Annotated in this window: 17 protein-coding genes; 6 read left to right on the forward strand and 11 right to left on the reverse strand. The window is 42.8% G+C overall.

Going from position 1 to position 24069, the window contains the following annotated elements:
* Positions 1-49: 49 nt before the first annotated feature.
* The gene (locus J3P37_RS12990) at positions 50-1654 is read right to left on the reverse strand and encodes a PAS domain-containing sensor histidine kinase (protein WP_256011662.1); all 1605 of its coding nucleotides are present in this window, start codon (positions 1652-1654) and stop codon (positions 50-52) included.
* Positions 1655-2002: 348 nt separating this feature from the next.
* On the opposite strand from J3P37_RS12990, the gene J3P37_RS12995 reads away from it, so the two are divergent.
* The 6 genes from J3P37_RS12995 (at position 2003) to J3P37_RS13020 (ending at position 9693) form a co-directional block, all read left to right on the forward strand.
* A complete protein-coding gene (locus J3P37_RS12995; RefSeq protein ID WP_256011663.1) occupies positions 2003-2305 on the forward strand; it encodes a hypothetical protein in 303 nt (100 codons plus the stop codon).
* A gap of 188 nt (positions 2306-2493) precedes the next feature.
* Entirely contained in the window at positions 2494-3204 is a 711-nt protein-coding gene (locus J3P37_RS13000) for an ABC transporter ATP-binding protein (RefSeq protein WP_256011664.1), read from the forward strand.
* Position 3205: 1 nt separating this feature from the next.
* Positions 3206-4627, forward strand: a complete 1422-nt coding sequence (locus tag J3P37_RS13005) for a DUF3526 domain-containing protein (RefSeq protein WP_256011665.1) — start codon at positions 3206-3208, stop codon at positions 4625-4627.
* A complete protein-coding gene (locus J3P37_RS13010; protein WP_256011667.1) occupies positions 4624-6012 on the forward strand; it encodes an ABC transporter permease in 1389 nt (462 codons plus the stop codon). The genes J3P37_RS13005 and J3P37_RS13010 overlap by 4 nt, the downstream gene beginning before the upstream one ends.
* 82 nt (positions 6013-6094) lie before the next feature.
* Complete coding sequence (locus J3P37_RS13015) at positions 6095-8464, forward strand: TonB-dependent receptor (protein ID WP_256011670.1); 2370 nt, start codon at positions 6095-6097, stop codon at positions 8462-8464.
* A 29-nt stretch (positions 8465-8493) separates the two neighbouring features.
* Positions 8494-9693, forward strand: a complete 1200-nt coding sequence (locus J3P37_RS13020) for a YncE family protein (protein WP_256011671.1) — start codon at positions 8494-8496, stop codon at positions 9691-9693.
* Between the two features lie 138 nt (positions 9694-9831).
* Here the strand turns inward: J3P37_RS13020 and J3P37_RS13025 are convergent, their stop codons facing one another.
* From J3P37_RS13025 to galB, 10 genes are all read right to left on the reverse strand, one after another.
* The gene (locus J3P37_RS13025) at positions 9832-10074 is read right to left on the reverse strand and encodes a hypothetical protein (protein ID WP_256011672.1); all 243 of its coding nucleotides are present in this window, start codon (positions 10072-10074) and stop codon (positions 9832-9834) included.
* A 230-nt stretch (positions 10075-10304) separates the two neighbouring features.
* Positions 10305-11300, reverse strand: coding sequence for a hypothetical protein (locus J3P37_RS13030; protein WP_256011673.1), 996 nt, complete (start codon positions 11298-11300; stop codon positions 10305-10307).
* Complete coding sequence (locus J3P37_RS13035) at positions 11290-14409, reverse strand: efflux RND transporter permease subunit (RefSeq protein ID WP_256011674.1); 3120 nt, start codon at positions 14407-14409, stop codon at positions 11290-11292. Before J3P37_RS13035 ends, J3P37_RS13030 begins: the two co-directional genes overlap by 11 nt.
* Before the next feature lie 10 nt (positions 14410-14419).
* Complete coding sequence (locus J3P37_RS13040) at positions 14420-15478, reverse strand: efflux RND transporter periplasmic adaptor subunit (protein ID WP_256011676.1); 1059 nt, start codon at positions 15476-15478, stop codon at positions 14420-14422.
* A gap of 23 nt (positions 15479-15501) precedes the next feature.
* Positions 15502-16812, reverse strand: coding sequence for a TolC family protein (locus tag J3P37_RS13045; RefSeq protein ID WP_256011678.1), 1311 nt, complete (start codon positions 16810-16812; stop codon positions 15502-15504).
* Positions 16813-17241: 429 nt separating this feature from the next.
* Positions 17242-17925, reverse strand: a complete 684-nt coding sequence (locus J3P37_RS13050) for a YiaD family glycine zipper/OmpA-like lipoprotein (protein WP_256011679.1) — start codon at positions 17923-17925, stop codon at positions 17242-17244.
* A 231-nt stretch (positions 17926-18156) separates the two neighbouring features.
* Positions 18157-18924 (reverse strand): LytR/AlgR family response regulator transcription factor, encoded by a 768-nt coding sequence (locus J3P37_RS13055; RefSeq protein ID WP_256011680.1) that lies wholly within the window; start codon positions 18922-18924, stop codon positions 18157-18159.
* Positions 18899-19939, reverse strand: a complete 1041-nt coding sequence (locus J3P37_RS13060) for a sensor histidine kinase (protein ID WP_256011681.1) — start codon at positions 19937-19939, stop codon at positions 18899-18901. Before J3P37_RS13060 ends, J3P37_RS13055 begins: the two co-directional genes overlap by 26 nt.
* Positions 19940-20333: 394 nt before the next feature.
* Complete coding sequence (nagA, locus tag J3P37_RS13065) at positions 20334-21443, reverse strand: N-acetylglucosamine-6-phosphate deacetylase (RefSeq protein ID WP_256011682.1); 1110 nt, start codon at positions 21441-21443, stop codon at positions 20334-20336.
* A gap of 139 nt (positions 21444-21582) precedes the next feature.
* Entirely contained in the window at positions 21583-24027 is a 2445-nt protein-coding gene (galB, locus tag J3P37_RS13070; RefSeq protein WP_256011683.1) for a beta-galactosidase GalB, read from the reverse strand.
* Positions 24028-24069: the final 42 nt, after the last annotated feature.

Below are 24069 nucleotides of genomic sequence, written 5' to 3' on the forward strand. Positions count from 1 at the left end.
TTTTAGGTATACAACCATTCCAGATCTGTAGACAAAACCTATAAAACAGCTAATCAACATCAGCAAGCCATAGGCTTGCATCTTCAACGTTTCGAAATAACTGCGTCTCCACATTTCCAACTTTGGCGTTTACCGTTTCTCTTAAAGACAATTGATCAAATGTACTGGCAGAATGAATCCATGCTAAATATTCCAGACCTGCCTCTTCTATCATAGGAAACCAGTCCATACCGACCCATTCCGCAGCATCCGCCCACGAACCCAGGACATGGGTGTTGTCTATCAGCATCTTATTGCATTTATTCTCCTTTACGATCTTCAAAGCCTTCAAACATCCGGCCTTGATTGAATTATGATTCTGAAAGCCTGTCCATTCAACCTGCACCCTTTGATGATCCTTCAGGTACTTTACAGATACGCTATCATCTTTATAGTGAATCTTAGTATCAGTTACTTTTTTCGTTTTAACTTTTTCAATCGGAAGCCTGAAAAAGAATGTACTTCCTTTACCCACTTCGCTTTCAACCCAGAAACTTCCATTATGCTGTAAAAGAATTTGTGAAGCAATAAATAAACCAAGACCCATCCCCTGATACTGCATAGCAACTTTTTCTACCCGGTAAAACCTGTCAAAGAGCTGAGCCATGTCATTTTTTGCTATTCCAATGCCAAAGTCCTGCACACTCACTATAATATTATCAAGCTCGGTTTTCGTGCGAACGATCACCTTGCCTGCACCGGGCGAATACTTAATGGCATTATTTAGAAAATTGATAATCACCTGTTCGATTCGGTACTGGTCGCCCCGATAGAGCACCTTTACATTGTCTTCAAGCACTATTTTATGGGTAGGGGATAATTCCTGTACACTGTTAATTGTCTCCCTTAATATGTCGTGAAAAGGAAACCATGTCAAATACAAGTCCGATTTCCCCGAGTTCATTTTAGTGATATCAAGCAAATCGCTTATCAGGCGCTCAAGTCTTTTGATATGTTTGCCGGTTTTTTGAATGAAGGGGTAGACTTTCTCTTCTTTACTTATTTCCCGCTCCAAAAGTTGAATGTAAGATTTGATATTGCCCAATGGTGTTTTGATCTCATGGCTCATCACACTTATAAATTCATCTTTTCGGGCATCAGCTTGCTGACGCACTTTATCGAAAGCTTTTCTCTCAGAAATATCTTGTACGATAGTAAAGCCAAGCGTAGTGCCGTTATCTTCAAATATTATGGAAGTTATGTTACACCAAATAGGATTGCCATCCTTTTTAATTAAGCAGGCGTCCATATTAAAACTCGGAAGCTTTCCAAGCCAAAGCTTTTTTTGCAGCAGCATCCAATTTTCTTTGCAATCCGGATGGGAAAAATCTACTATCAAAGCACCCAACAGCTCCTTCCTGGTGTAGCCCAGAAGAGCCAAAAGTGCTTCATTTACCTGCAATATCCGCAGATCTGAATCTATAATCTTATTACCCACAGCAGATTGATCAAAAATAGTTTGGAACCTGATATTGTCAATACGAGTTTCTTCCACAAAATTTTCTTGTTTCTCGAAGTCTGCTACCGTTTGTTTGTTAGAGGACTTGAGAAACTTAATTTCTTGTTTTAAAGTCTCAATCTCTTTTTGATAGTTGGTATGGTCTGTATTATTCAAAGTTCAAAGCTAAACGTGTTCGTTGATTGTTAGCATAAAATGCCCACAATCGCCTAATAAACCGTTTCCTTACTTTGTAAGGTTAAAGAACTTGATCTGTAAGGTGGGCGCAAAGCTATAATAGTAACGCTGGCAATTGATTTATGTTCTATTCATACAGGATAGTTCGCTTAAATTTGTTTGAGCCAGAAGTTAAAGATATCCGCCTCTTTATTTTTGGATAGAGGAAACCCTATAAGTTAACCTAAACTAGATTTCAAAAAAGTTTCGACTTTCAAAAAATTAATGCAACTTTGCTGCATAAACAAAGTTCCTCTGAATAATAAAAGACAAATATCATCTTTATTATTGCTACTGCTCTTTATTGGGATGCAGTTGCTCCAGGCCATTCATGCATTCGAAGATCATAGCTTTTCGTCCTTTGATACTGGCTCAGGGCACTCAAAACACCAGGTTTTCAAACAGCAGGAAAAGTGTTTTGTCTGTGATTATAACCAGCATCGTTCGCAAGAATTCATGTGGGATTTCGAACCGGTTAACTTCAATTGCAGCATCCTGGGTTATCGTATGCTCAGAGTCGGCTATTCACAAAGTATTTATCAAACAGCCGTCCACGCCTGGACAAACAAAGGGCCGCCAGTTAAATTCTAGCCTAAGTAATTACTGTTTTCCGTTAGTTATGTGCATACTGACGTAATGTGTGCGTCAGATGGTGGCAACACGTTCAATACTTATCGGTTAATCAGCGCTTAGTCAGTTTCCGCCGGCCATTCCCTGGCCTGTTCTCGCCTGTTCAAGGCTTGAACCTCACACTTAAGATTTATTAGATCAATTATTTTATGGAGTTTGTATTAGAAGCCAGAGGTCTGTGTAAGAGCTACCTGGAAAACCGGGCATTGAAGCCTCTTAACTTGTCGTTACAGCAGGGCGAAATTTTTAGTCTGCTTGGCCCTAACGGGGCCGGAAAATCTACCACCATAAATCTCTTCCTGGGGTTTATTAAACCAAGTTCGGGCGCAGCTTACATCAATGGAATAGAAGTTGCCAGAAATCCGGTCGAAATAAAAAGGTATCTGGCCTATATCCCTGAACAAGTAGTTCTGTACCCCAATCTTACCGGGCTTGAGAACCTTTCACTATTAAGCTGTTTGGCCGGATACCGCTACAACAAGCAGGAACTGCGTGGTTTGTTGATGAAAGCCGGTCTGCAATCTGAAGCTATCGACAGATACACAGGTGGCTATTCAAAAGGTATGCGGCAAAAAGTTGGTATTGCAGGGGCTCTGGCTAAAAAAGCGAAGGTGCTTTTGTTAGATGAGCCCACTTCCGGACTTGACCCTAAAGCCAGCAACGAATTCTCCGTGCTGCTGCAGCAGCTCAGCGAAGAAGGCACGGCGGTATTTATGGCCACCCACGACATATTCCGTGCACGGGAAGTGAGCACACGCATCGGCATCATGAAGGCCGGCGAGCTGGTACACGAACTGCGCTCGGGTGATATGGATGCAAACGAACTCGAAAAACTTTACCTCAACTACATGCACGATTAAAATGATCAGAACAATATCCCAAAAGGAAGTTACTTCCGTACTGCGAGATAAGCGCTTTGTGCTCATAGGTGTAATAGTAGTGCTGTTGTTAGTTGCAGCGGTCATCACCGGTATAATTTCTTATAAGCAGCTTAGTGCAGAAAGAACGATCGCCCAGCAGGAGGCCAGCAATGACTTTAAGGATCAGCCAGCCCGGCATCCGCACCGCATGGCCCACTATGGCTCCTACGCGTTTCGGCCGAAATCGTCATTCAGCTTTTTCGACTTTGGCCTCGATAGCTATACCGGTACTATGGTATACCTCGAAGCACACCAGCAAAACAGCAGCAATTTCAGCACGGTACAGCAGTCTGGCAGCCTGCTGCGGTTTGGCGAATTGACAGTGGCATTTGTGCTGCAATGGCTGATTCCGCTGCTTATCATTTTTTTAAGCTTTAACACTTTTACCCAGGAGAAGGAAGATGCCACCATTAAAAACCTGTTAAGTCAGGGTATGACCGTCGGCGAAATAGCCCTGGGAAAATTACACGGATACCTTAAAGTGCTGACGCTGATCCTTGTTCCAGCCTTACTGGCAACTTTTGTTTTTATGTTCCTTGCTAATGATCTAAAGTTCAACGGAGACTTTTTACTGCGGCTGGCCTTGTTCGTTGCTGCTTACAGCATTTACTTTTTCATCTTCCTGGCATTATGTATATTGGTTTCAGCCTTCAATCAATACTCGCGCACAGCACTGATCAGCCTGCTTGCCATCTGGATTTTCTGTTGTATTCTGCTACCGAAAATAACAGCCAATATGGGCAGTTTGCTATTCCCGGCACCTGTGAAGGCAGAGATGGATGCCCTCGTTCATCACGCCGCCAGTAAGGGTATTGACGGCCACAATCCCCAGGATAAACGTCGCGCCGATCTTACCAAAAAGCTGCTTGCCAAATATAAGGTTGACTCCGTAAGTCAGTTGCCGGTCAACATCGACGGTGTGATCATGGCTGAGGGTGAGGCATACAGCAGTAGGGTTTATGCCGAAGAGTTCGACAAATTGGCTGATACATTCCGCAAACAAAGCAGTATCTCGGAATGGGCGGGATTTGTCAATCCATTCCAGGCGATCCGCTATATATCTATGGGCTTAGCCGGAACAGATGCAGCGCATTACGTGCATTTTTTAAAGGCGGCAGAAGCCTATCGTTACCAGCTTACACAGCATCTTAATCACCTTCAGGCAAGCAAACTCAAGTATCATGATAAGGATACCCGCTTAGATTCAAGCCACTGGAAAAATTATCCGGAGTTTGAGTACAGGCAGCCCCCGGTGACATTTGCGCTTAGCCGGCATTGGATTTCGATTGCAGCTCTGCTAACCTGGGGTATATTGCTTTTATCACTTTTCAGATACTTAATCAGCAGACTTTTTAAGCCATGAGACACAGAATTCTAGCAACGTTACTTTATACCGAATGGCTCAGTTTTAAAAGAGAGAAGAGCCTTCTTTTATTTACCCTGCTTTTATTAGCAGCGGGTTTCTACGGCATCTACTCCGGTCATGCCGAAATTAGCCGTCAGCGAACAAAGCTCGCCGGGCTGGAGCAGCTCTATCAGGATAATATTAGTGAAATGAATGCAAAGTATCCGGATGGTGCCGATGCCGGCGATATCGGGTATTATCATTCCGCATTTGCCAGAAATTTACCTGATTCCTGGGCCGCACTATCTATCGGGCAACGCGATGCAAACCCATATTACATCAAACTGAGGCTCCTGGCAGTGCAAAATCAGTTGTATAATTCGGAGAACACCAATCCCGATAAACTTGCTTCCGGCACTTTCGATCTCGCTTTTGTCCTTGTATATATCCTGCCGCTTTTTATTGTAGCCATCTGCTTTAACATTTACTCGGCCGAAAAAGAGCGAGGAACACTCGGATCCATATTGTCTCAACCGGTTTCGCTATCTGCATTGCTTTTTGCCAAATTTCTGTTCCGGTTCCTGCTGATCCTGACGCTCGTTATATTCCTGTCTCTTGTGGGTATATCTGTGAATACGGCTACTGCCGACAGCCGGTTATGGTTATGGATAGGAGGGACGGTGCTATACAGCCTATTCTGGCTGGGGGTATGCTATGTCATTGTAGTGCTCAAAAAGAACTCAGCTTTTAATGCCGTTTCATTGCTGGGCTTATGGCTTTTGTTTACTGTAATAATGCCGGTAACGTTCAATGTGATCATACAGATAAGACAACCGCTCAGCGAAGGTTTGCAGCTTACATTAAAACAGCGCGAAGAGGTACACGCGGGTTGGGACAGACCCAAAGAACAAACGATGCAGCGGTTTTTTACTTATTATCCAAAGTACAGGAACACTCCTGAAATCGGTGCCCGATTTGAATGGAAATGGTATTATGCATTTCAGGAGCTGGGAGATCGCTCAGTAGACAGTCTTTACAAAGTGTATTCCCATAAGCTTAAATCGCGTTCCCATCTTACTTCAGAGCTTAGTAAGCTAAGTCCACCGGCTACATTCCAGCTTTTCTTAAATGCTCTTTGCGGTACCGACATCCGGGCGCAGCTTGATTTTATGGAGAGTGCAGTGCAGTACCACAATAAGCTTAAGGCTTTTTATTACCCATATCTTTTCTATAAAAAGCCCTTTCTGGAGAGTGATTTTGCATTCGAACCCCGCCATGCTCATCAGTCGGTCGCAGACCGAAATGCAATTTACCCGGCGCTGATAGCTATGCTCATAGCTTTTCTGGCGGTACTTTTTGCTGGTGCTGTCCTGCAATTGCTGGTAAGCTCTGAGATACGATAATTACAATAAAACTCAATTTATTTAAACTCAAACAAAACATGAAAACAATAATAAATTAATTGAACATTTTGATGCAGGCACCATGAAAGTTATACTAACTCTTGGGCTTATGCTGGCATTTGTCAGTGTAACCGCTCAAAAACACGGTATCTTACGAGGTACTATAATAGATGCGAAATCGGACAGGCCCTTACAAAAAGCAACGATTAAGGTCGCAGGCGCTGATATAGGGGCTATCAGCGATGACAATGGAATGTTCCAGATCAAAAACCTTGAGTCTGGAAATTATATCATGATATGTAGCTCTATTGGTTATGAAACCGTTACGCAGGCTGTTCACTTTGCCGGGATGTCGATGGACATCACCATAAAAATGGCACCGGTTTCTAACGAACTTTCCGCTGTTAATGTTAACGGACTGAATGCTGAACAGGCAGAGGTTAAGAAAACGAAGGAAAATGTAATGCCCGTTACAGTCATTACCGCTAAGGAAATGGAGAACCGGGCTGGAAACCTTAATGAAATTCTGGCCAGGCAGGCCGGTGTTCAAATCCGGTTAAGTGGCGGTTTGGGAAGCGATGCAAGGATTTCAGTGCGAGGCCTTGAAGGTAAAAGAGTACAAATATTCCTGGATGGAAATCCCTTAAATACGCCGGATGGGAGTTTAGGCCTGAACGACCTTCCTGTCCAAATAATTGAAAGGATTGAAATTTATAAAGGAGCAGTACCTGCATATCTTGGCGGGGACGGCCTGGGAAGTGCTGTAAATGTAATTTTTAAACACAGGGATGTGAGCTATATAGACGCATCAATATCCAGGCAGTCTTATAATACGCAACTCAGCAATCTGATCGTAAAAAAGACCTTCGATAAGCAGGGGATTGAAGTCGGTGTAGGGGTCTTCGATACACGTAGTGATAATAACTATGTGATGAAGTCGCCTTATCAACCTGGTTTGAGGATAGAACGGGATCATGATAAATATCACTCTTTGCTAGCAGCTGTTGCAGTCAAATTTCATAAGCTTTGGTTTGATGAAATAGAGATTGAAGGAGCCTATGTGGGTAACAGGAAACAAATACAGGGCATTCAGCAGAATATTCAGCACGCTGAAACAAAAGGTCAATCTTACGTAGGTCTGATCAACTTTACCAGAAAGAATTTTGCAGGCGGCAAACTAGGGCTGAAATATAACCTCCTATTGTCAAAGTTCGATGTAAGATTTATCGACACATCGGCATATAGTTATAATTGGGATGGGACCAGGATTCCAAGCAGCATAGGAAAGGGTGAGTTAGGAAATGGTCCCAATCTGTCCACGAATTTACAACGGGATTTACGGCAGCGTTTTAATCTGGACTATCGTATAAATCGAGATTTTACCCTCAACTTCAACAACACGTTCCGCAGGGTCAGCTCAGATCCGGAAGACGATGTCGGCAATGCGTTCCTGGGTAAAAATGTGTACAACTATCCCGGTTCTCTGCTGAACAGCATTACCGGTTTGACATTGGAGAGCAGATTTCTGGACGAAAGGCTGCTGATCTCTACTGCCCTGAAAAATTATTACAATGTTGTAGATGGTTTCAACACAAGTATCTATCTGAACAATAGCATCCCTGATAAATTACGGAACACGACCAACGAACTTGGCTACACTGCCGGACTAAGATATTCAATTTCAAAATCGTTTCTGGCAAAAGCCAGTTATGAAAAAGGGTTGCGGCTGCCTAACAATACAGAGCTTTTTGGTGATGGTGTTTTAATTACGCCTACAACTACGTTGAGACCGGAGATTGCCCATAATTATAATGTAGGGCTGGTTTTTGATGAAAAAAACAGAAATAACAGGCGTCTGCAGATAGAAGCCAACGCTTTCTATATGAATGTTGACAACCTGATACAGCTCTCTGGTAACGGACTAACGCTTGGGTATGTAAATTATACAAAGGCAAATATCAAAGGCGCAGACCTGGATATCAAGTATGATGTAACCAAAAATGTCTTTGCGGGATTCAATGCAACTTATCAGGTACTCACAGATATAAACAGGCTGATTCCTGCTACTAGCGTGCCCAATCCATCATACAACCTTCAAATACCCAACACCCCGCAATTGTTTTTTAACTGGAACGCAGAATATCATAAACGCGGTATATTAGGACATGGCTCTAATACGCGGTTGATGTATGACGGCAGCTTTGTGGCAGAGTATAACTACGGGTTTAAGATCAGCGTCTATGATAATTTTGTGATACCATCTTACCTAACGCATACCATATCACTAGAACAGTCTTTGCAGGAAAGTAAATATACGATCACTGCCGAGGTGAATAATATTTCAGGCAAGGAAATTCTTAATAATTATAATCAGCCGCTTCCGGGCAGAACGTTCCGCATTAAATTACGCATGCTCCTGATGGGTAAAGCCAATCATGATCATGTTCATTAACTGAAACTTACATAACTAAATAAATTATCATGCTAAAACAAACTCTGAAAATCACTGCGGTTTTATCTCTGGCATTCGCATTTTACTCTTGTAAAAAAAAGGACCCTGCAAATGATCCGACCTCCGGTTTTGACAAGCTAATTATCGGAACAAATATTACGACCGCCAATCCCGTGACGGGGTATGTGGGTACGCTAAAAGACTTAAGCGTTGGCAATTTCACAAATTCAAAATCAAGGCAGACAACCGAGTATCCATACATTACGGTTTATAAGAACGACGTTTTTGTTTTGCCTCAGCGTTACGGTGACGTAGTTAAAAAATATACCAGGCAAGAGGACGGTACCCTTAGTGAAGCTGGCAGCCTTACCGCTCCGGCTGCTTCATGGCCAATTGGTGCAGTGATTGAAAACGATAGCAAAGGATACATTTCACTATCTAAAGCAGGTAAGATATTAATTTTCAATCCGACTACTATGGCTATCACTGGTACCATTGACGTGACCAGTTATGCGCTTGGTGGCGACGGGAGTCCCGATCCAAATATTATGGCGCTAAAAAATGGTAAATTATACGTCGCCTGCAGTCAGACTTCCAACTACTTTACCAGCAGTTACCCGGTTCAGGTGCTTATCATAGATGTAGCTAATGGAAATACCATTACTTCTGCAACAGACAACAGAAGCTTTTGGGCCGGAAGCATTAACGAGCAACATTCGATTTTTTTCGACGAAAGCGGTGACATGTACGTTTATTGTGTCGCGTCGTACGGTTTCGGCGGCTCTGACCAAAAAAGCGGCTTTTTGAGGATTAAAAACGGACAGACAACATTTGATCCAAGTTATTTCTTTAATACCGCGGACTACACAATAGCGGGGATTCCCGGCGGCAAACTGGATTACCTTCAAAAGATGAGGTACATCAGCGGAGGAATTGTTTATTCTACCGGTAATGTCTATGCACTGGCAAGCAACCCGCCAAATTATGTTAGCGACAGAACTTATGGGTCTTTCAAGGTTGATCTGATCAACAAAACAATCACAAAACTTAATATACCGTATTCAAACGGTTATGCAGCTTCTGTTGGACTTTTTGAAAACAAGATTCTGTTTGGAATCGCCGGTACCTCAGGCGTAGGCATCTATACGTTCGACCCTGCAACGAATACAATCAGCACCAATCCCGTAATAACCACACAAGGTGATCCAAATGTGATTGAAACGTTTTAAAACTGGTACCGGCCAGGATAAGTGACAAGTGCTCACGCCGGAGTCTTTTCACCAAGTCCAGTCAGTCTCCTGCAAATAGTAGCTTAAGATGAGGGATTGTAAATCAACAGAGGCAGTAAACCTCTGTTGATTTAACTTTTAAAAATGAAACTGAACGCCTATATGAGGTGTAAAAAAGTTTGTTCCGATCGACAAGATTTCATTGCCAGCTCCTTTGATTTTATTGTCTGTAATAGTTACATAATATCTTGCAAAGGGGCGAATTACAAAGAATTCGTTCTGCCCCGTAGGACTAGCTTCTCCAAGCTTGGAATAGTTGTAGCCAAAGCCAGCTCCTATTGCTGTGTTATCAGTAACAAAATAAGCAAGGTTTGGCACCAAGGACAACTCCTGAGCTGCTTTTGCTCCTTCTTCATCTGATTTTATTGATCGGTAAGAGGCGCTCCCGACAACAATTATTTTTCCTTTTTAAGTTTGAGCTTCTGCAGCATATGTCAAACCTGTCAATAATGTAATTGCTAAAATGAACTTTTTCATTTTTTAAACGTGTTGTTAATAGATTAATATTTTATATAAACTATTGGATTAGCTTGAGAAGGACATTCAATCCCCTACAGGCGCAATAGAGAAACACTAAGATTTAAATAAGGCCTCGTTGTTCTTTCATTATTAAAAAAATAATCTCTTGTTGTCTTTCCTGCTTCAAATGCCCTTGCATCCATAGGAATTGCCAGCCCCCCCTCAACACCAACCATAAACTTTCGAAATAGTCGATATTCTAACCCTGCTCCAGTTTTGACGTCAGAGGAGCTGTAATTGACATCTTCGGGAATTGCCTGGAATTTTTGCTCGAAAAAGAAAGTTGAACCAGAAATGCTTGTTCCAAAGGATGCCCAGAGATCTTTTTTCATCATTTTTCTCAAACTTACCCTTGAAGGATCAGCCGACAGTTCGAGTTTGGAGTAACCAAACCTATGCCAGTAGCTGATTAACGGAAAGGCTGGGATGGGGCTGGAAGGATCAATATTTACTACAAGACCAATCGTAAAGTTGGTGTTCTGATTCTGTTTCAGGATAAAGGAAGCACCGGCCATGTAGCTCATTTTCCTTAAATAACTAATGTTGTTAGTGAGCCCTGAGATAGAGGCAAGGTAAACTACCTTTTTTCCAAATAAGGAGTCACTGCGAGTATACATCGCTCCCACTCCAACCGCTCCCTTGCTGAAACTAATCAAGGAGGGATCTAATCCCATACTGGCAGTTTCCTCTTCTACAAACTCCATCCTTTGATGCTGATATTTTACGTTCGCTACAACGGTGTTTTTCCCCCAGCTAGCAACAGGAAACTTTAATCCAATAGAAGTTTCTACTAAATTAGCATCACCCTTATACACTTCGTTTTCGCCTAACTTTCCACTCATAATCCCTGCTCCAAAAAGGCTTGTAGAAATTGACACCGGCCGGAAAGCCGGAGATCTGATAGCAGCCTCCTCAAGGTAGGAAGCTTTTATAGAGTCACGGTATTTCTGATTAAGAGCGCCAGGATTTGTTTGTGCATGCAGACTGCTGATAGATAGTCCGGATACAATAAGAATCTTAAGCTTCATACGCTATTTGCCCTCCCTTCTTACTGCCTTGAAACCGGAGCTTCACTTTTTCGACAATCATATACATCGCAGGCACTACAAATAGAGTAAGGATCATGGAACTGGTAAGGCCACCAATAATCACCCAGGCCATTCCATTTTTAATTTCAGCTCCGGCACCGGATGCCAGTGCAATAGGAAGCATACCAAGGATCATGGCAAGCGTTGTCATCAATATTGGACGTAACCGTTCCTTTCCAGCCTCCAGTAAAGCATCCTTCAAATCATGCCCTTCCTCTCGCAATTGGTTCGCAAAGTCGACAATCAGAATCGCGTTTTTGGAGACTAAACCAAGCAACATGATCATACCGATGATGGAAAAAATATTCAAGGTTTCCATAGTTAGGGCAAGGGCTAGCAGAGCTCCGATTATCGCGACAGGAATAGAAAACAACACTACAAAGGGATAAATGGCACTTTCATACAGCGCGACCATGATCAGGTATACAAGCAGTATAGCAGTAAGTAGTGCAATTCCAAGACTACCAAAAGCATCGCTTTGATTTTTTGCATCTCCCAGGTATTCTACGCTGACACCTTCAGGAATACTTATTCCAGCCACCTTTGCCTGAATATCCTGTGTTACTGATCCTGTAGGTCTCCCTACAACGTTAGCTTCAACGGTTATCGAGTTAAGCCTGTCTGTACGCTGCAATACACTCTCACCAAGCCCCTCACTCACCTCTGCAAACTGGCTTAAGATAAATGTTTGTCCTTCGCTATTGGAAAAAGGAAGGTTCCGTACATCACCAATACTTGAGCGGTTGCTTTGATCAAGGTTTACCAAAATGTCGTACTCGTTTCCATCTTCCTTAAATTTGCTGTTATCATTGCCGCTGAAGGCATTCTGCAAGGCACCACCTACCTGTGTTGCATTAATTCCCAGAAGAGCCATTTTATCGCGGTCCAGCTTCACATTCACCTGTCGCTTCTGGTCTTTTACAGACAGCTCTACGAAGCGGGCACCAGGAATAGTAGCAATCGCTGTTTTGTATTGTTCTGCCACGCTCCGAACTTTTTGAAGGTCTATTCCCTGAATGGCAACCTGAATAGGGGCCTGGGTTCCGTTTCCGGAAATCGAAGTCGGAGAAGCTGTAAACTTCACTCCGGCGATCGATTCGCTTAGCTTTCTCTGCATAAACACTCCAAATTCTTCCGAACTCATGGACCGCTCCTTTAAATCCTTCAGGGTTACAGTAATCTCAGCAAGGTTACCATTGTTACTGGTTCCTGCTACACTTCCCCCTACGAAGCCAATACTTGAAAAAACATTGTTAACATCCGGATGTGCCATTAATATTTTCTCTGCCTCCTGAGTACTTGCATTGGTCTGGTTAATATTGGCATCAGGCGCTAGCTCGAGACTGAACAATACCTCACCCTGGTCGCTTGAAGGAATAAAGGCAGCACCTATAAAACCTGCAGGTATCAGAGCAATGGAGGCAATAATAAGAATGATCACGCCTAATAAAAGCCAGCGCTTTTTCTTTAGCACCACTTCAAGCATTTCCCCATAATAAAACTTTACTGCATCAATAAAATCTTCGAATTTAATATTGAGTCGCCCCCATAGTGTGTGAGGGTTCATTTCTTCAATCTTGCCAAAACGGCTGGCGAGAAGCGGTGTAATAGTAAATGAAACAAATAAGCTCATTAAGGTGGAGATGACTACCACCAGTGAAAATTCCCGGAGGATCGACCCGATGATACCACCCGACAAGGCCAGGGGGAGAAATACCACTACGTCCACCAAAGTAATTGCCAGAGCAGTAAAACCAATTTCATTACGACCGTCCAATGCTGCCTTTACTTTGTTAGAACCCATTTCAAGGTGCCGGTAAATATTTTCAAGTACCACGATCGAGTCGTCCACCAGAATTCCAACTACCAGCGACATTGCCATCAAGGTCATAAGGTTTAAAGAAAACCCGAATAAATACATGGCAATAAATGTGGGAATGATAGAAGAAGGTAAGGCCACTAGGACGAACATGGAGCTACGAAAACTGTGAAGAAAGGCAAGCATCACGATCCCTACAATTAGAATGGCCAGAACAAGGTCGACCATTACCGCATTTGCCGACTCTAAGGTATAAACCGACTGATCCGAGGATACAGTAAACTTTAGGTTCTGAGAACCGTACTGCCTCTCTATTTCCGCAAAACTTTTCTTTACCTCCTCACTTACATTCACTGCATTAGCATCACTTTGTTTAATTACCTGGACCCCAATAGATGGAAGGCCGTTGATGTGATTAATTGCAGTTGCTTTTGCTGAGGCATCTACGACTTCGGCAACATCCCGAAGGTAGACGGTTCCGGCATCTGGACGATTTTGAACGATAAGAGAACGGAGTTGCTCCAGGGATACCATGTTAGCATCAAATTGTATAGATACCTGCTGAGCCTCTGTCTCAATACTTCCCGCCGGAAAGGAACGGCTGGCATTATTAACGGCGTCGGTTACCTGGGTGATACTCAAGCCATATGCCCTTAGTTTTGACTGGTCAATGTTCACATGGATTTCCCGTTCTTCACCACCTATTATATTAACCTGCCCTACACCGGGGACGTTTTGAAGAACCGGCTTCAATTGCTTATCCATAAAGTCGTAAAGGTCCCTGGCGGGTAGGTTCGATGTTACCCCGGCTCTGATAACCGGAGCTTCTTCCAGATTAACCTTATTGACTACGGGACGATCAATATCTGCAGGAAGCTCATTCTGTGCCTGGTCAGCCTTTCGCTGAATATTACGTTCTGCCTCATCTACATCTGTCCCAGCCTTTAGCTGCACCGTTACAACCGAAACGCCCTCTTGTGAGGTCGAATTAATTTTATCCAAACCTTCCACTGAAGCAAAAGCATCTTCAAACTTTTTCGTAACCGAAGTTTCCACTTCTGCCGCTGAGGCGCCGGGATAAACTGTGCTTACCGTTACTGTGTTTACCTCTATGGATGGAAGCAGATTGTAATTGAGTTGAAAATAGCTCTGCGCTCCAAAAAGGATGAGAATGGTAAATATTACTATAATTAATAATGGCCGTTTAACGGCAATTTCTGATATTGACATGCCCCTCTGTTTATTTTGTGATACTTACCGGTGTTCCTTCTTTTAAATTAATTTGTCCTGAGGTTACTACAATATCACCCGCTTTCAGACCGCTTATCACCTGAACCATTGATCCTGATTCGCCGCTCACCTGAATTTGTTTCTGACGTGCAGCTCCGTTTTCCACCAGGAATACAAATGCATCCTGCAGGCTACCTGTCAAGGCCTCGCGCGGAATAACAAGACGTTGCTGTTGAGTCCTTTTTGAAAAATCTGCATAAACGAAAGTACCCGATTTTAGAGGAGAGGAATCTCCGTTAAGAACTTGAATTTCAACTCTGTAATTACGCGTTTGGTCGGCCTGTGGACTAATAAAACGAACGGTTCCACTGAATACTTTTCCAGGATATACATCGGCAGTTATTTTCACCTGCTGCCCAACCTTTACCTGATAAACCTCGGCTTCAGTCAGGTTAACTTCTACCTTGGCCTGAGACAGATTAATAATTGTTGCAATCTCAGCTCCTCCGTTTACAAATATTCCCTGTTCTACTACTTTAGATGAAATTACGCCACCAGTGGGAGCCTTAATTGATGCATCTGCTATCTGTTTCCTGATCTGTCTGGATTCATTTACCGCATTCAGGTAATCCTGACGAATGCTGTTCACCTGCTCCTGAGTTGCGGCTTTGCCGGCCAGCAGTTCCGTGTAGGTCTGGAGATCATTTTTTAGTTTCGCTACATTGCTTTCAGAGCGCTGTAAATCCAACTGTTGGGTACGAGTGTCGATTTTGGCAACCACTTGTCCCTGCTTTACCCGATCACCAAGGTTAATGTTAAGACGTTCAATAATTCCGCTCGTTACAGAAAACACTTTAGCCTCTTTGAAGGGGGTTATATTTCCTGTCTTTAGAATATTGACTTCCAGTGTCTGCATTTCCGCTGAATCGATACGTACAGGAATCCTGACAGCAGTTGTTTTGGTGTCCTGTTTTTTCTCATTCAACTCTTTCTTATTAGCGGAGAGTTTGAAAGTAATCAGCCCAACAATTAGGGCGCTAACGATGCCTATAGTGTATTTCGTTTTCATTTAAAAGGGGATAAAGAAGTGTATTAGGGTTTTAAAGTTCCGGAAGCTTTATCAAAATCTACTCTTGTCACAAACAGCTTATAAAGTGAGTTTAGGTAGTTGTTCTGCGCCTCCTTAAGAGAATTCTGTGCATTAAGCCAATCGGTAAGGTCGGTAACTCCCTTTTGGTACTGCAGATCTGTCGTTGAAAAGACTGATTCTGCTAGTTCAATATTCCTTCGGTCGTTTTCAACATTTGTTTCAGCTTCTTTGAGCTTGGTGGCTGCATTTTGAAATTCCAACTGATACCTTCCTTTATCGAGTTCGAGTGTCTCCTGTGCGTTCAACCGGTTATACTTGGCTTGAGATGCCTGAGCATTTCTTTTAAAAAAATCAAAAACTGGAATACTAAGCTTTAATCCTGTTGCTGAAAATGTGTTCATGCCTTCAAAAGCGGGACCGAGTTGATCACCAAAACCGTTAGCTCCATATCTGAAATAGCCGCTGAGCTTTGGAAGAGCCCCGGCTCTAATCCTGCTTTCCTCGATTTCCAAGAGTTTAACATTAACTTCTGATAGCCGATACTCAAGTCGGTTGGAGGGGTCGAAAGGAGTTTGATAGGAGGATTCAGTTTTCACCCTGCTGGCATCGATGCTATCAAGAGGAAGCGCATTTGAAAGCGGATATCCCATCTCAAACTTAAGCTGATTCTCCGACAACACCAGGTTGCTTTCGGCAACTCGTAGCTGTGAAACTGCATTATTGTGATCAACTTTAATCTTATCGAGTTCCTTTTGAAGGATAATTCCCTTATTAAATTTAAGAGTGTTGATCTCAATTTGCCGGGAGTATGTTTCAATTGTGGCCCTCAGGAAGTCCAACTGCTCCCTGTATACAAACACCTGGTAATAGGCAGTGCTTACATTGTAGATGATCTGCTCGTTATTCAACTTTTGGTTTAACTCAGCCTGCTGTGTATTATACTTATTAGCTTTCAGTCCGGTGATTAACGATTGATCAAATATCACCTGATCAAGTTGCGCAGTTCCGTTCGTGTTATATTTTTTGGCAAAAGCTACCCGTGTATCTTCGGGACCGAAAACACCGGCAGGTATTACCGTCTCCTGTACTTTCAGGTTGTTATCAACTGTGCCATTTACACTAATCGAGGGCAGGTAAGCCGCAAGGGCCTCACGAGCTCTTGCATCTGCTGCTTTCTTTTCGTTCAGGTATATGGTTGTATTTCTATTGTTCTGCAAACCATATTCAATGCACTGCTGCAAATTCCAGCCCTCTTGCGCCGATAGGCTGAAGGGTAGAAGAAAGATAAAAAATAAAAAGGGTCTTCTGTTCATTCCTGTTATGTTTTGGATTATCCGGAGTATCCGGTTCACTAACAACAGCGCAAAAATTGCTACTGTGAGGAAGCTACAGAAATGAAATCAGGTTGAAACGGACAAATCAAAGGTCGAGGCGACAGGAATTTAACCCTTCGAAGCAGAATAGAGAAAGAAATACAAATTAAATAATAATGACAAGCGTGAAGTCGCCAGAATTGATACCGATTTGAATAATGGAGGATAGTAAGGTAATATCTGAGTCGCGAGCATCCTGTAATACTTTGACAATATTTCGCTTGTTTAAATGCTTAATCGCGGGTGGGAAAGCAAAATAAGAACATTCCTGCCTTAAATTGCGGCTGAACAAAAAGAGACAACGCTCCGGAATGGAGGCTGTCTCCGGTTAACCGCCATTTTCCAAGGCGAAATCGTTATTTGTATAACTTATTTTGTCTTAGCATCAGCTTTCATTGCATCATTTGCAAGAATTACAACTTCAACCCGGCGATTAGATGCGCGGCCGGACTCAATGGCGTTATCTGCAATCGGTTCAGTCTCTCCTTTTCCTGAAACTTTTAAACGGGATGTTGAGATTCCTAAACTGGTCGCGTAATCACGTACAGAAGATGCGCGTTTTTCAGAAAGTGAAAGATTATACGCGTCAGAGCCTAAATTATCAGTATGCCCGACAATTAAGACGTTAGTTTGTGGGTTGCTATTTAAGGAGCTTACTAGTTTTTGAACGTTTTCCTTTGCCTTTGCTTTTAACGTTGCGCTATTAAAGTCGAATAAAATACCAGAATCAAATTTGACAATGATTCCTTCACCCTCGCGAATAACTTCAGCGTCTGGCAAGTTTTTTTTTAGCTCCTCAGCCTGACGATCCATGTTGCGACCTATGAAAGCCCCTGCTGTGCCCCCGATCGCACCTCCAATAATCGCTCCCACAGCCGTATTGCCCGCTTTTTTACCAATAATAGCACCAAGGGTTCCTCCTCCTGCAGCCCCAATAACGGAACCTTTGGTCGTATTGGACATCGACTTAATCGTACTGCAGGATGTTGAGAAAAGTGTGTAACCGGCGAAGGCCAGCAGAGTAATTTTGCTACTCATTTTGTGTTGCTTCATTTGTTGAAAAATTATAGGATTAAAATATTTTACTACCAATAAGTATTATCATTTTATATTTAGCCTCAGTCTGATTTCTACCACTGATTGTCAGAAATAACAGCCTTGCTTGGCCGGTATTATTCCCTTTTGGATAATAGCACTACCCAACAAACATTGCAAATATGACCTGGAGTTGCAGGATTAGGAAGTAAAAGATAAGTGAAACGGACAAATTTAGGTTTGAAGCAATTAGTTTACCCTCGATAGCCAGTCCAGGAACACAGGTGCTTTTTCTTTGCTAACCGTAACTCTGTCAGGAAACGGGATGTTCAAATTCAGCGCGAGCTTTCTGGAAAAGAAATTAGATACGTCATTGATTGCTTTTCGGTTTACCAGGTATTGCCGGTTTGCCCGGAAAAACAATTCACCCGTTACCTTTTCAAGCTCTTCCAGATTCTTATTAGGGTGATAGGTTTTGCCATCGAAGGTTTGCAGATGTGTTTCTTCATACCTGAGGTAAAACAGTGCAATATCTTCTAATTTAAGAGGGATAATCTTGTCTTGAAAATGTACAAGTATGGAGGAGGCTGTCTGTGTTTTACTGGTAGTAAGATGCTGCAAAAGGCTTTTATACTGGGTGCTTAAATCACCTGCAAAAGTTCGGCGGAAGTTTTTAAATTTCTCAATAGCAGAAGCAAGCATTTCCTTGTCGAAGGGCTTCAAAATATAGTCGATGCCGTTTACTCTAAATGCCTCCAATGCGTAATTATCGTAGGCTGTACAGAAAATAATCGGAGCAGAGACAGATACTGAAAGGAATATATCAAAACTTAGCCCGTCACCAAGCTGAACGTCACTGAAAATCAAATCAGGCGCAGGTTTGCATTTAAAGTAGCTGACCGCTTCTCTGACGGAATGAAGCTGAGCAACTATTTTTATTGAAGTTTCGAGTTCACAAAGGGATTCAGCCAACTCCGTCGCAACTAGTCGTTCATCTTCTATAATCACTATATTCATTCGGCATTAATTTTAGTTTTACTGTAAATCTGCTACCATCGTCAAGGATATCGATGTCTTCCCCACACCATAAACGATAGCGCTCCGAAAGATTTGCAAGACCTAAACCGCCCGAAAATTCCTTATTCAGCTTAGGCCGAATATTGTTACTAACAACAATGAATTCTCCTTCTTTCTTCAAAGTGACATGCAGGGGGCTGTCCTCCGTCGCTTCATTATGCTTAATTGCGTTCTCCAGTAATGGCTGCAAAGAAAACGACGGCAATAGATACCCCGCCTTTATATCCTCTGGTATAGCCGTGCTACATACTAAAGCAGTGCCAAAGCGGATTTTCTGCATGTCAAGATAATTATTATACAGTTCAAGTTCTTCATCAAGGGTAGCTGTACCACTGTTGTTATTGGATAGAGTGGCCCGTAGAAACTTCGATAATAGGACAAGGTATTTTTCGCCAGTATCCTTCTCTATCTTATAGAGAGCTTTTAAGGTGCTTAGTGCGTTGAACAAAAAGTGAGGGTGAATCTGTTGACGCAATAACAGATTGGATGCCTCCGCATGTGAAGCTTGAAGCCTGGAAAGTTCGAGTTCTGCAATCCCCTTATCTTGTTGAAGAATTATAATATTTTGAATAATAAAAATTAATAGATTAGAAATTGCAATGTGTGCTATTATCCCGGATATCACCTCCCCCTCAAGATTCTCCAATTTAACGGCAGCTAGCCAGAAAAAAAAAGGCATCACCACAACGTAAAATAATATACTGAACAAAAAAGACAGGAAATAGCGACCAACATTCAGGTAATCAGACCTCATCGAAAACTTCTTACGAAAGTATATAGCTAGATACATATTGATATATCCTGTGCCGAGCAGTCCAATTCCGGCGAGGATTGTAAAAACTATACTTATTGGCCATAGGCTCTTTTCAGGAATTGAGAAAAACAAAGCATACATGGCACCAACGATACCAGCCAACCAGTTTAGGCGAATTAAGTTCCTTTTTGGAATATTCATATGCAAAGTTAGTTGTATCCTGCCAGAATATGTTTTGTAGCAAGGGGGAAACGGACAAAAAGGTAGCTGAGGCGTTAAAAGGCCGCTCGGTATTCAAGGACCTTGTGAACAAAGAGGGGCAAAAGTACAGTGTGAGAACATAAACGTTTACGATCAGAAGATGCATGCCGTAAGAATCTGTAAGCAATGAAAACTACTATCATAAATCCCCATATCATACGAAGAGCGGGTCGTAAGGGGCTCGACTGTTCTCATGTCTAATTCATAATGGAAACAGCCGCCGAAAAAAATATTTGAGGTTGCTACAACTCCTATACACCTTTGGACAATAGCAATAATGCAAGAGGATATAAATTATCAAACATTAAATAAAATGCGGCTTCAGTTCATGTACCTAACCTCTGACCACCTCAAACTTTTTCAGATCCTCATCAAACACGGTAAACACTGCCGGAAAGCCTGCAGCTATTTGTCCAATATGTTTTTCCATTCCTAATACTGCTGCGGGCCGGCTGGTTACCATGGCTATTGCTTCATTCAATGGAATACCTACTTCTCTAACGGCATTTCTCAGCGCATCTGCCAAGTTTATGGCCGCTCCGGCTAAATTCCCTTCAGAGTTTATGTACTGGCCGTTTTGCAGAAAGGCGTTAAATCCCTTCCAGCTGAATTCAGTAACCTTTCCGCCTATAAAAAGCGCATCTGAGATCAGGAACAATTTGTCGCCCTTAATTTTATAAGCAATGCGTGCTGCCGGGAAATCGCAGTGAGCGCCATCGAGAATGATAGGTGCATACACAGAAGACCTGTCAAAACAAGCGCCCACCAGTCCCGGGTTTCGATGCAGAAGCGGAGACATTGCATTATACAGATGGGTTACGAGATTTATTCCCAGGTCAAAAGCACGACAGGCTTGTTCATAGCTGGCATTGGAGTGGCCGGCGGAAATAGTAATGCCCGATTCAAGCAGGCGCTCCATCTGCCGGGTGCCGAAAACCTCAGGTGCAATGGTGATCATGCTGATCACGTCCTTTCCATAACTAATGATCCTGTCGATCATTTCGTCGGATGGGCTTGTGATATATTCCCTGAGATGCGCGCCTCTTTTGGCTTCGTTAATAAAGGGGCCTTCCAGGTGTAGTCCTAATATCCCCGAACCCGGATTTTTATCTTTATATGCTTTTACGGCATCCAGACTTTTGAAAATAGTTTCATGCGGAGAGGTAATAAGTGTTGGTAAGGTGTAAGCCGTTCCCACCTTTTCAAATGCCTGTTCTATGTCTGCTAAAGCTTCCTGATCGGCTTTGTCTGTAAAATGGAACCGTTCGCCGCCGTTAACATGCACATCTATAAAACCAGCAGAAATACAATTAACTGTCGGGTGTCCTTCAGAAGGAGATCCCGGTTCGATTTTTGTTATCCTTCCAGCCTCAGATGTTATTACTTGATTCCCCAGGACAGCATCCCCGGTAAAAACTTTAGACGCAAAAAATCTTTTTCCCATTGACTTTTAAGGGTATACGCGTAGCTAAGTTAAACAAAAATTTGGTTGGTTCTTAAAGGCCTGTTTAATCCCGTTATTTGCTAGATCTTCTGATCAAAATACGATTAATTTCCTCAATTTTATCACCATTGAGCTCTGCCTATTTTATTTTTAGTCTTAACACTCCCTTCTGTAATCCTTCTCCCTGAACGTGAACCTGAATTTCACCTGCCCTTTCTGAGGATTGTATCGTTCCTACCAGCATACCGTTAAACGCCTTCATTTGAGGTAGGTGAAACATTTCAAGCGAGGTTGGGTCTCCATTACATACTGCCCTGAACTGTCCCTGACCTGTCACTTCAAAAAAAATAGAGTTATCAGCCGTGGGGCATAAATTCCCCTCAGCATCTACGATTTTAACGGTTACATAAGCAAGATCCTTTCCATCAGACTCTAATACGGTACGGTCTGCAACAAGCTCCAGATGGTGAGGCTTACCAGATGTTTTCACCGCTCTTTGTGCTACCCGTCTTCCCTGTTCATCATAAGCAACTATTTTAAGTTCTCCTGGCTCATAAATCGCATCGTTCCACATCAGCCGATAGCGGGAAAACTTGTCTGAATTATTTTTTCTCCGGATTCCCTGGCTTTTTCCATTGATGAAGAGTTCAGCTGCAGGATAATTTGTATAAACAAATACTGGTGTCACCAATCCCTCCCGGCCCGGCCATGTCCAATGCGGCACCATGTGTAAGGTTTCCTGCAGGGAATTCCATCTGCTCCTGTATAAATAGTACCGGTCTTTAGGGATACCGGCCAGATCAATGATACCAAAGTAAGAACTCCTTGACGGCCATTGTTCGTTGTAAGGTGTCGGCTCGCCAAGATAGTCGAAGCCGGTCCAAACAAATTCCCCCATCATATAGGGTAGACTGTCCTGCATCATAAATTCTTCATCGGGAGTTTGCGACCAACTGCAGGCTTCAACATCATAAGATGAAGAGTGGCTATCCGCGTACTTCTTTTGCTTAGCTTCCTGAACAGGAAATTTATAAATACCGCGGGAACTTACTGTTGACGCAGTTTCTGACCCAAGGACAAAGCCCTGCGGTAGTTTCTTCATAGCCTCCTGATACCTTGATGGCTTGTAATTGAATCCGGGAACATCAAGAATTGCGGCAAAGCCGTTATTAACAGCAGCATCAAAACGATCCATTCCCGCAGTCACAGGACGGGTCGGATCTTCCCGATGACAGATATCCTGCAGGAACTTGGCAACCTTCCCTCCATCCTTTGAACTTTGTTCATTAATTTCGTTTCCTATGCTCCACATTACTATCGAAGGATGATTCCGGTCGCGATGGAGCATGTTTACCATATCTTTCTCTGCCCACTGATCAAAGTTCTGGCTGTAGCCGTTAGGCATTTTCGGAATCTTCCATTCATCAAAACTTTCGTCAATTACCATAAATCCCATCTCATCACACAAATCAAGCAATTCGGGAGCGGGAGGATTATGAGAAGTTCGGATGGCATTACATCCCATATCCTTCAGAATAACTAATTGCCTTTTCAACGCTGCCGTGTTTACCGCTGCTCCAAGCGGACCAAGGTCATGATGGTTGCAAACTCCTTTAAACCTGGTTACTTTACCATTTAGTAAGAATCCCTTTAACGGTTCAACTTTTATAGTTCGGATGCCAAAACGGGTCCTGCTCTCATCCACCAAAAACTTGCCTGCGAAAACTTTGGTTATGGCTGTGTATAAGAAAGGGCTCTCAACTGACCAAAGCTTTGGAGTAGTAACTTTTACAGTTTGAACAGTTGACTCTCCTTCGGTAGCGGGAGCAGAAACATCTGCCACAACTTTCCCCTCTGGCGAAACAAAGGTAGTTTCAAGGCGTAGTCCTTTTCCGGCACCATTTTCCAGCTCAGTTTTGATTTTAACGGTTGCACTGTTTTCTGAAACTTCGGGAGTCGTTATAAAGCTTCCCCAGGTTTTAATGCTCTTTGAGTTTTTAATAATAAGATGCACATTTCTGAACAAACCAGCGCCCGGATACCAGCGCGAAGACTCGGGCTTATTTTCTAACCGTACAGCCAGTACGTTGGTGCTTCCCGGCTTCAAAAACGAGGTCACGTCAAACCAAAAAGAGCTATATCCGTAGGGCCAGTTTCCCACTTTCTGGCCGTTAATAAACACTGTAGCGTTACTCATGGCACCGTCGAACAATAATATTGCCTTTTTACCAGGCATAAAATGCGTTGGATTGAAGTTTTGACGATACCAGGCCGTTCCCATCCAGGGTAAACCTCCTGAACGGCCTGTTTTAACACCAGGCTTTTTTTCTCCATCCTGAACCACCTGGGCAAGTTGAATGTCGTTATCCCTGTCAAAAGGACCTGTAATTGCCCAGTCGTGGGGGACGCTGACTATACTCCATCCCTGATCATTGAAACCGATGTCCGAAAAAATCACATCGTCCCCTTTATTAAATTTCCAGTTTTTATCGAGCACCATTACATTCCGCTGAGCTGCAGCTACGAAATAGAGAGAAAGAAACATTGCTGGCAGAATCTGCCGTATTATTTTACTTGAAATCATTTTTATCTTCTTTTTAACAACAGAATGTAGGAGCGCCTCAAG

The sequence above is a fragment of the Desertivirga xinjiangensis genome, from assembly GCF_024436435.1.
In the GTDB taxonomy this organism is placed as follows: domain Bacteria; phylum Bacteroidota; class Bacteroidia; order Sphingobacteriales; family Sphingobacteriaceae; genus Desertivirga; species Desertivirga xinjiangensis.

Bases quoted from the DNA above. Each gene is read 5' to 3' on its own strand.
- J3P37_RS13060 (WP_256011681.1), bottom strand. From the start codon at position 19,939: ATGAATATTCCAAAAAGGAACTTAATTCGCCTAAACTGGTTGGCTGGT.
- J3P37_RS13005 (WP_256011665.1), top strand. From the start codon at position 3,206: ATGATCAGAACAATATCCCAAAAGGAAGTTACTTCCGTACTGCGAGAT.
- nagA (WP_256011682.1), bottom strand. From the start codon at position 21,443: ATGGGAAAAAGATTTTTTGCGTCTAAAGTTTTTACCGGGGATGCTGTC.
- J3P37_RS13055 (WP_256011680.1), bottom strand. From the start codon at position 18,924: ATGAATATAGTGATTATAGAAGATGAACGACTAGTTGCGACGGAGTTG.
- J3P37_RS13015 (WP_256011670.1), top strand. From the start codon at position 6,095: ATGAAAGTTATACTAACTCTTGGGCTTATGCTGGCATTTGTCAGTGTA.
- galB (WP_256011683.1), bottom strand. From the start codon at position 24,027: ATGATTTCAAGTAAAATAATACGGCAGATTCTGCCAGCAATGTTTCTT.
- J3P37_RS13040 (WP_256011676.1), bottom strand. From the start codon at position 15,478: ATGAAAACGAAATACACTATAGGCATCGTTAGCGCCCTAATTGTTGGG.
- J3P37_RS13010 (WP_256011667.1), top strand. From the start codon at position 4,624: ATGAGACACAGAATTCTAGCAACGTTACTTTATACCGAATGGCTCAGT.
- J3P37_RS13000 (WP_256011664.1), top strand. From the start codon at position 2,494: ATGGAGTTTGTATTAGAAGCCAGAGGTCTGTGTAAGAGCTACCTGGAA.
- J3P37_RS13030 (WP_256011673.1), bottom strand. From the start codon at position 11,300: ATGAAGCTTAAGATTCTTATTGTATCCGGACTATCTATCAGCAGTCTG.
- J3P37_RS13050 (WP_256011679.1), bottom strand. From the start codon at position 17,925: ATGAAGCAACACAAAATGAGTAGCAAAATTACTCTGCTGGCCTTCGCC.
- J3P37_RS13020 (WP_256011671.1), top strand. From the start codon at position 8,494: ATGCTAAAACAAACTCTGAAAATCACTGCGGTTTTATCTCTGGCATTC.
- J3P37_RS13035 (WP_256011674.1), bottom strand. From the start codon at position 14,409: ATGTCAATATCAGAAATTGCCGTTAAACGGCCATTATTAATTATAGTA.
- J3P37_RS13045 (WP_256011678.1), bottom strand. From the start codon at position 16,812: ATGAACAGAAGACCCTTTTTATTTTTTATCTTTCTTCTACCCTTCAGC.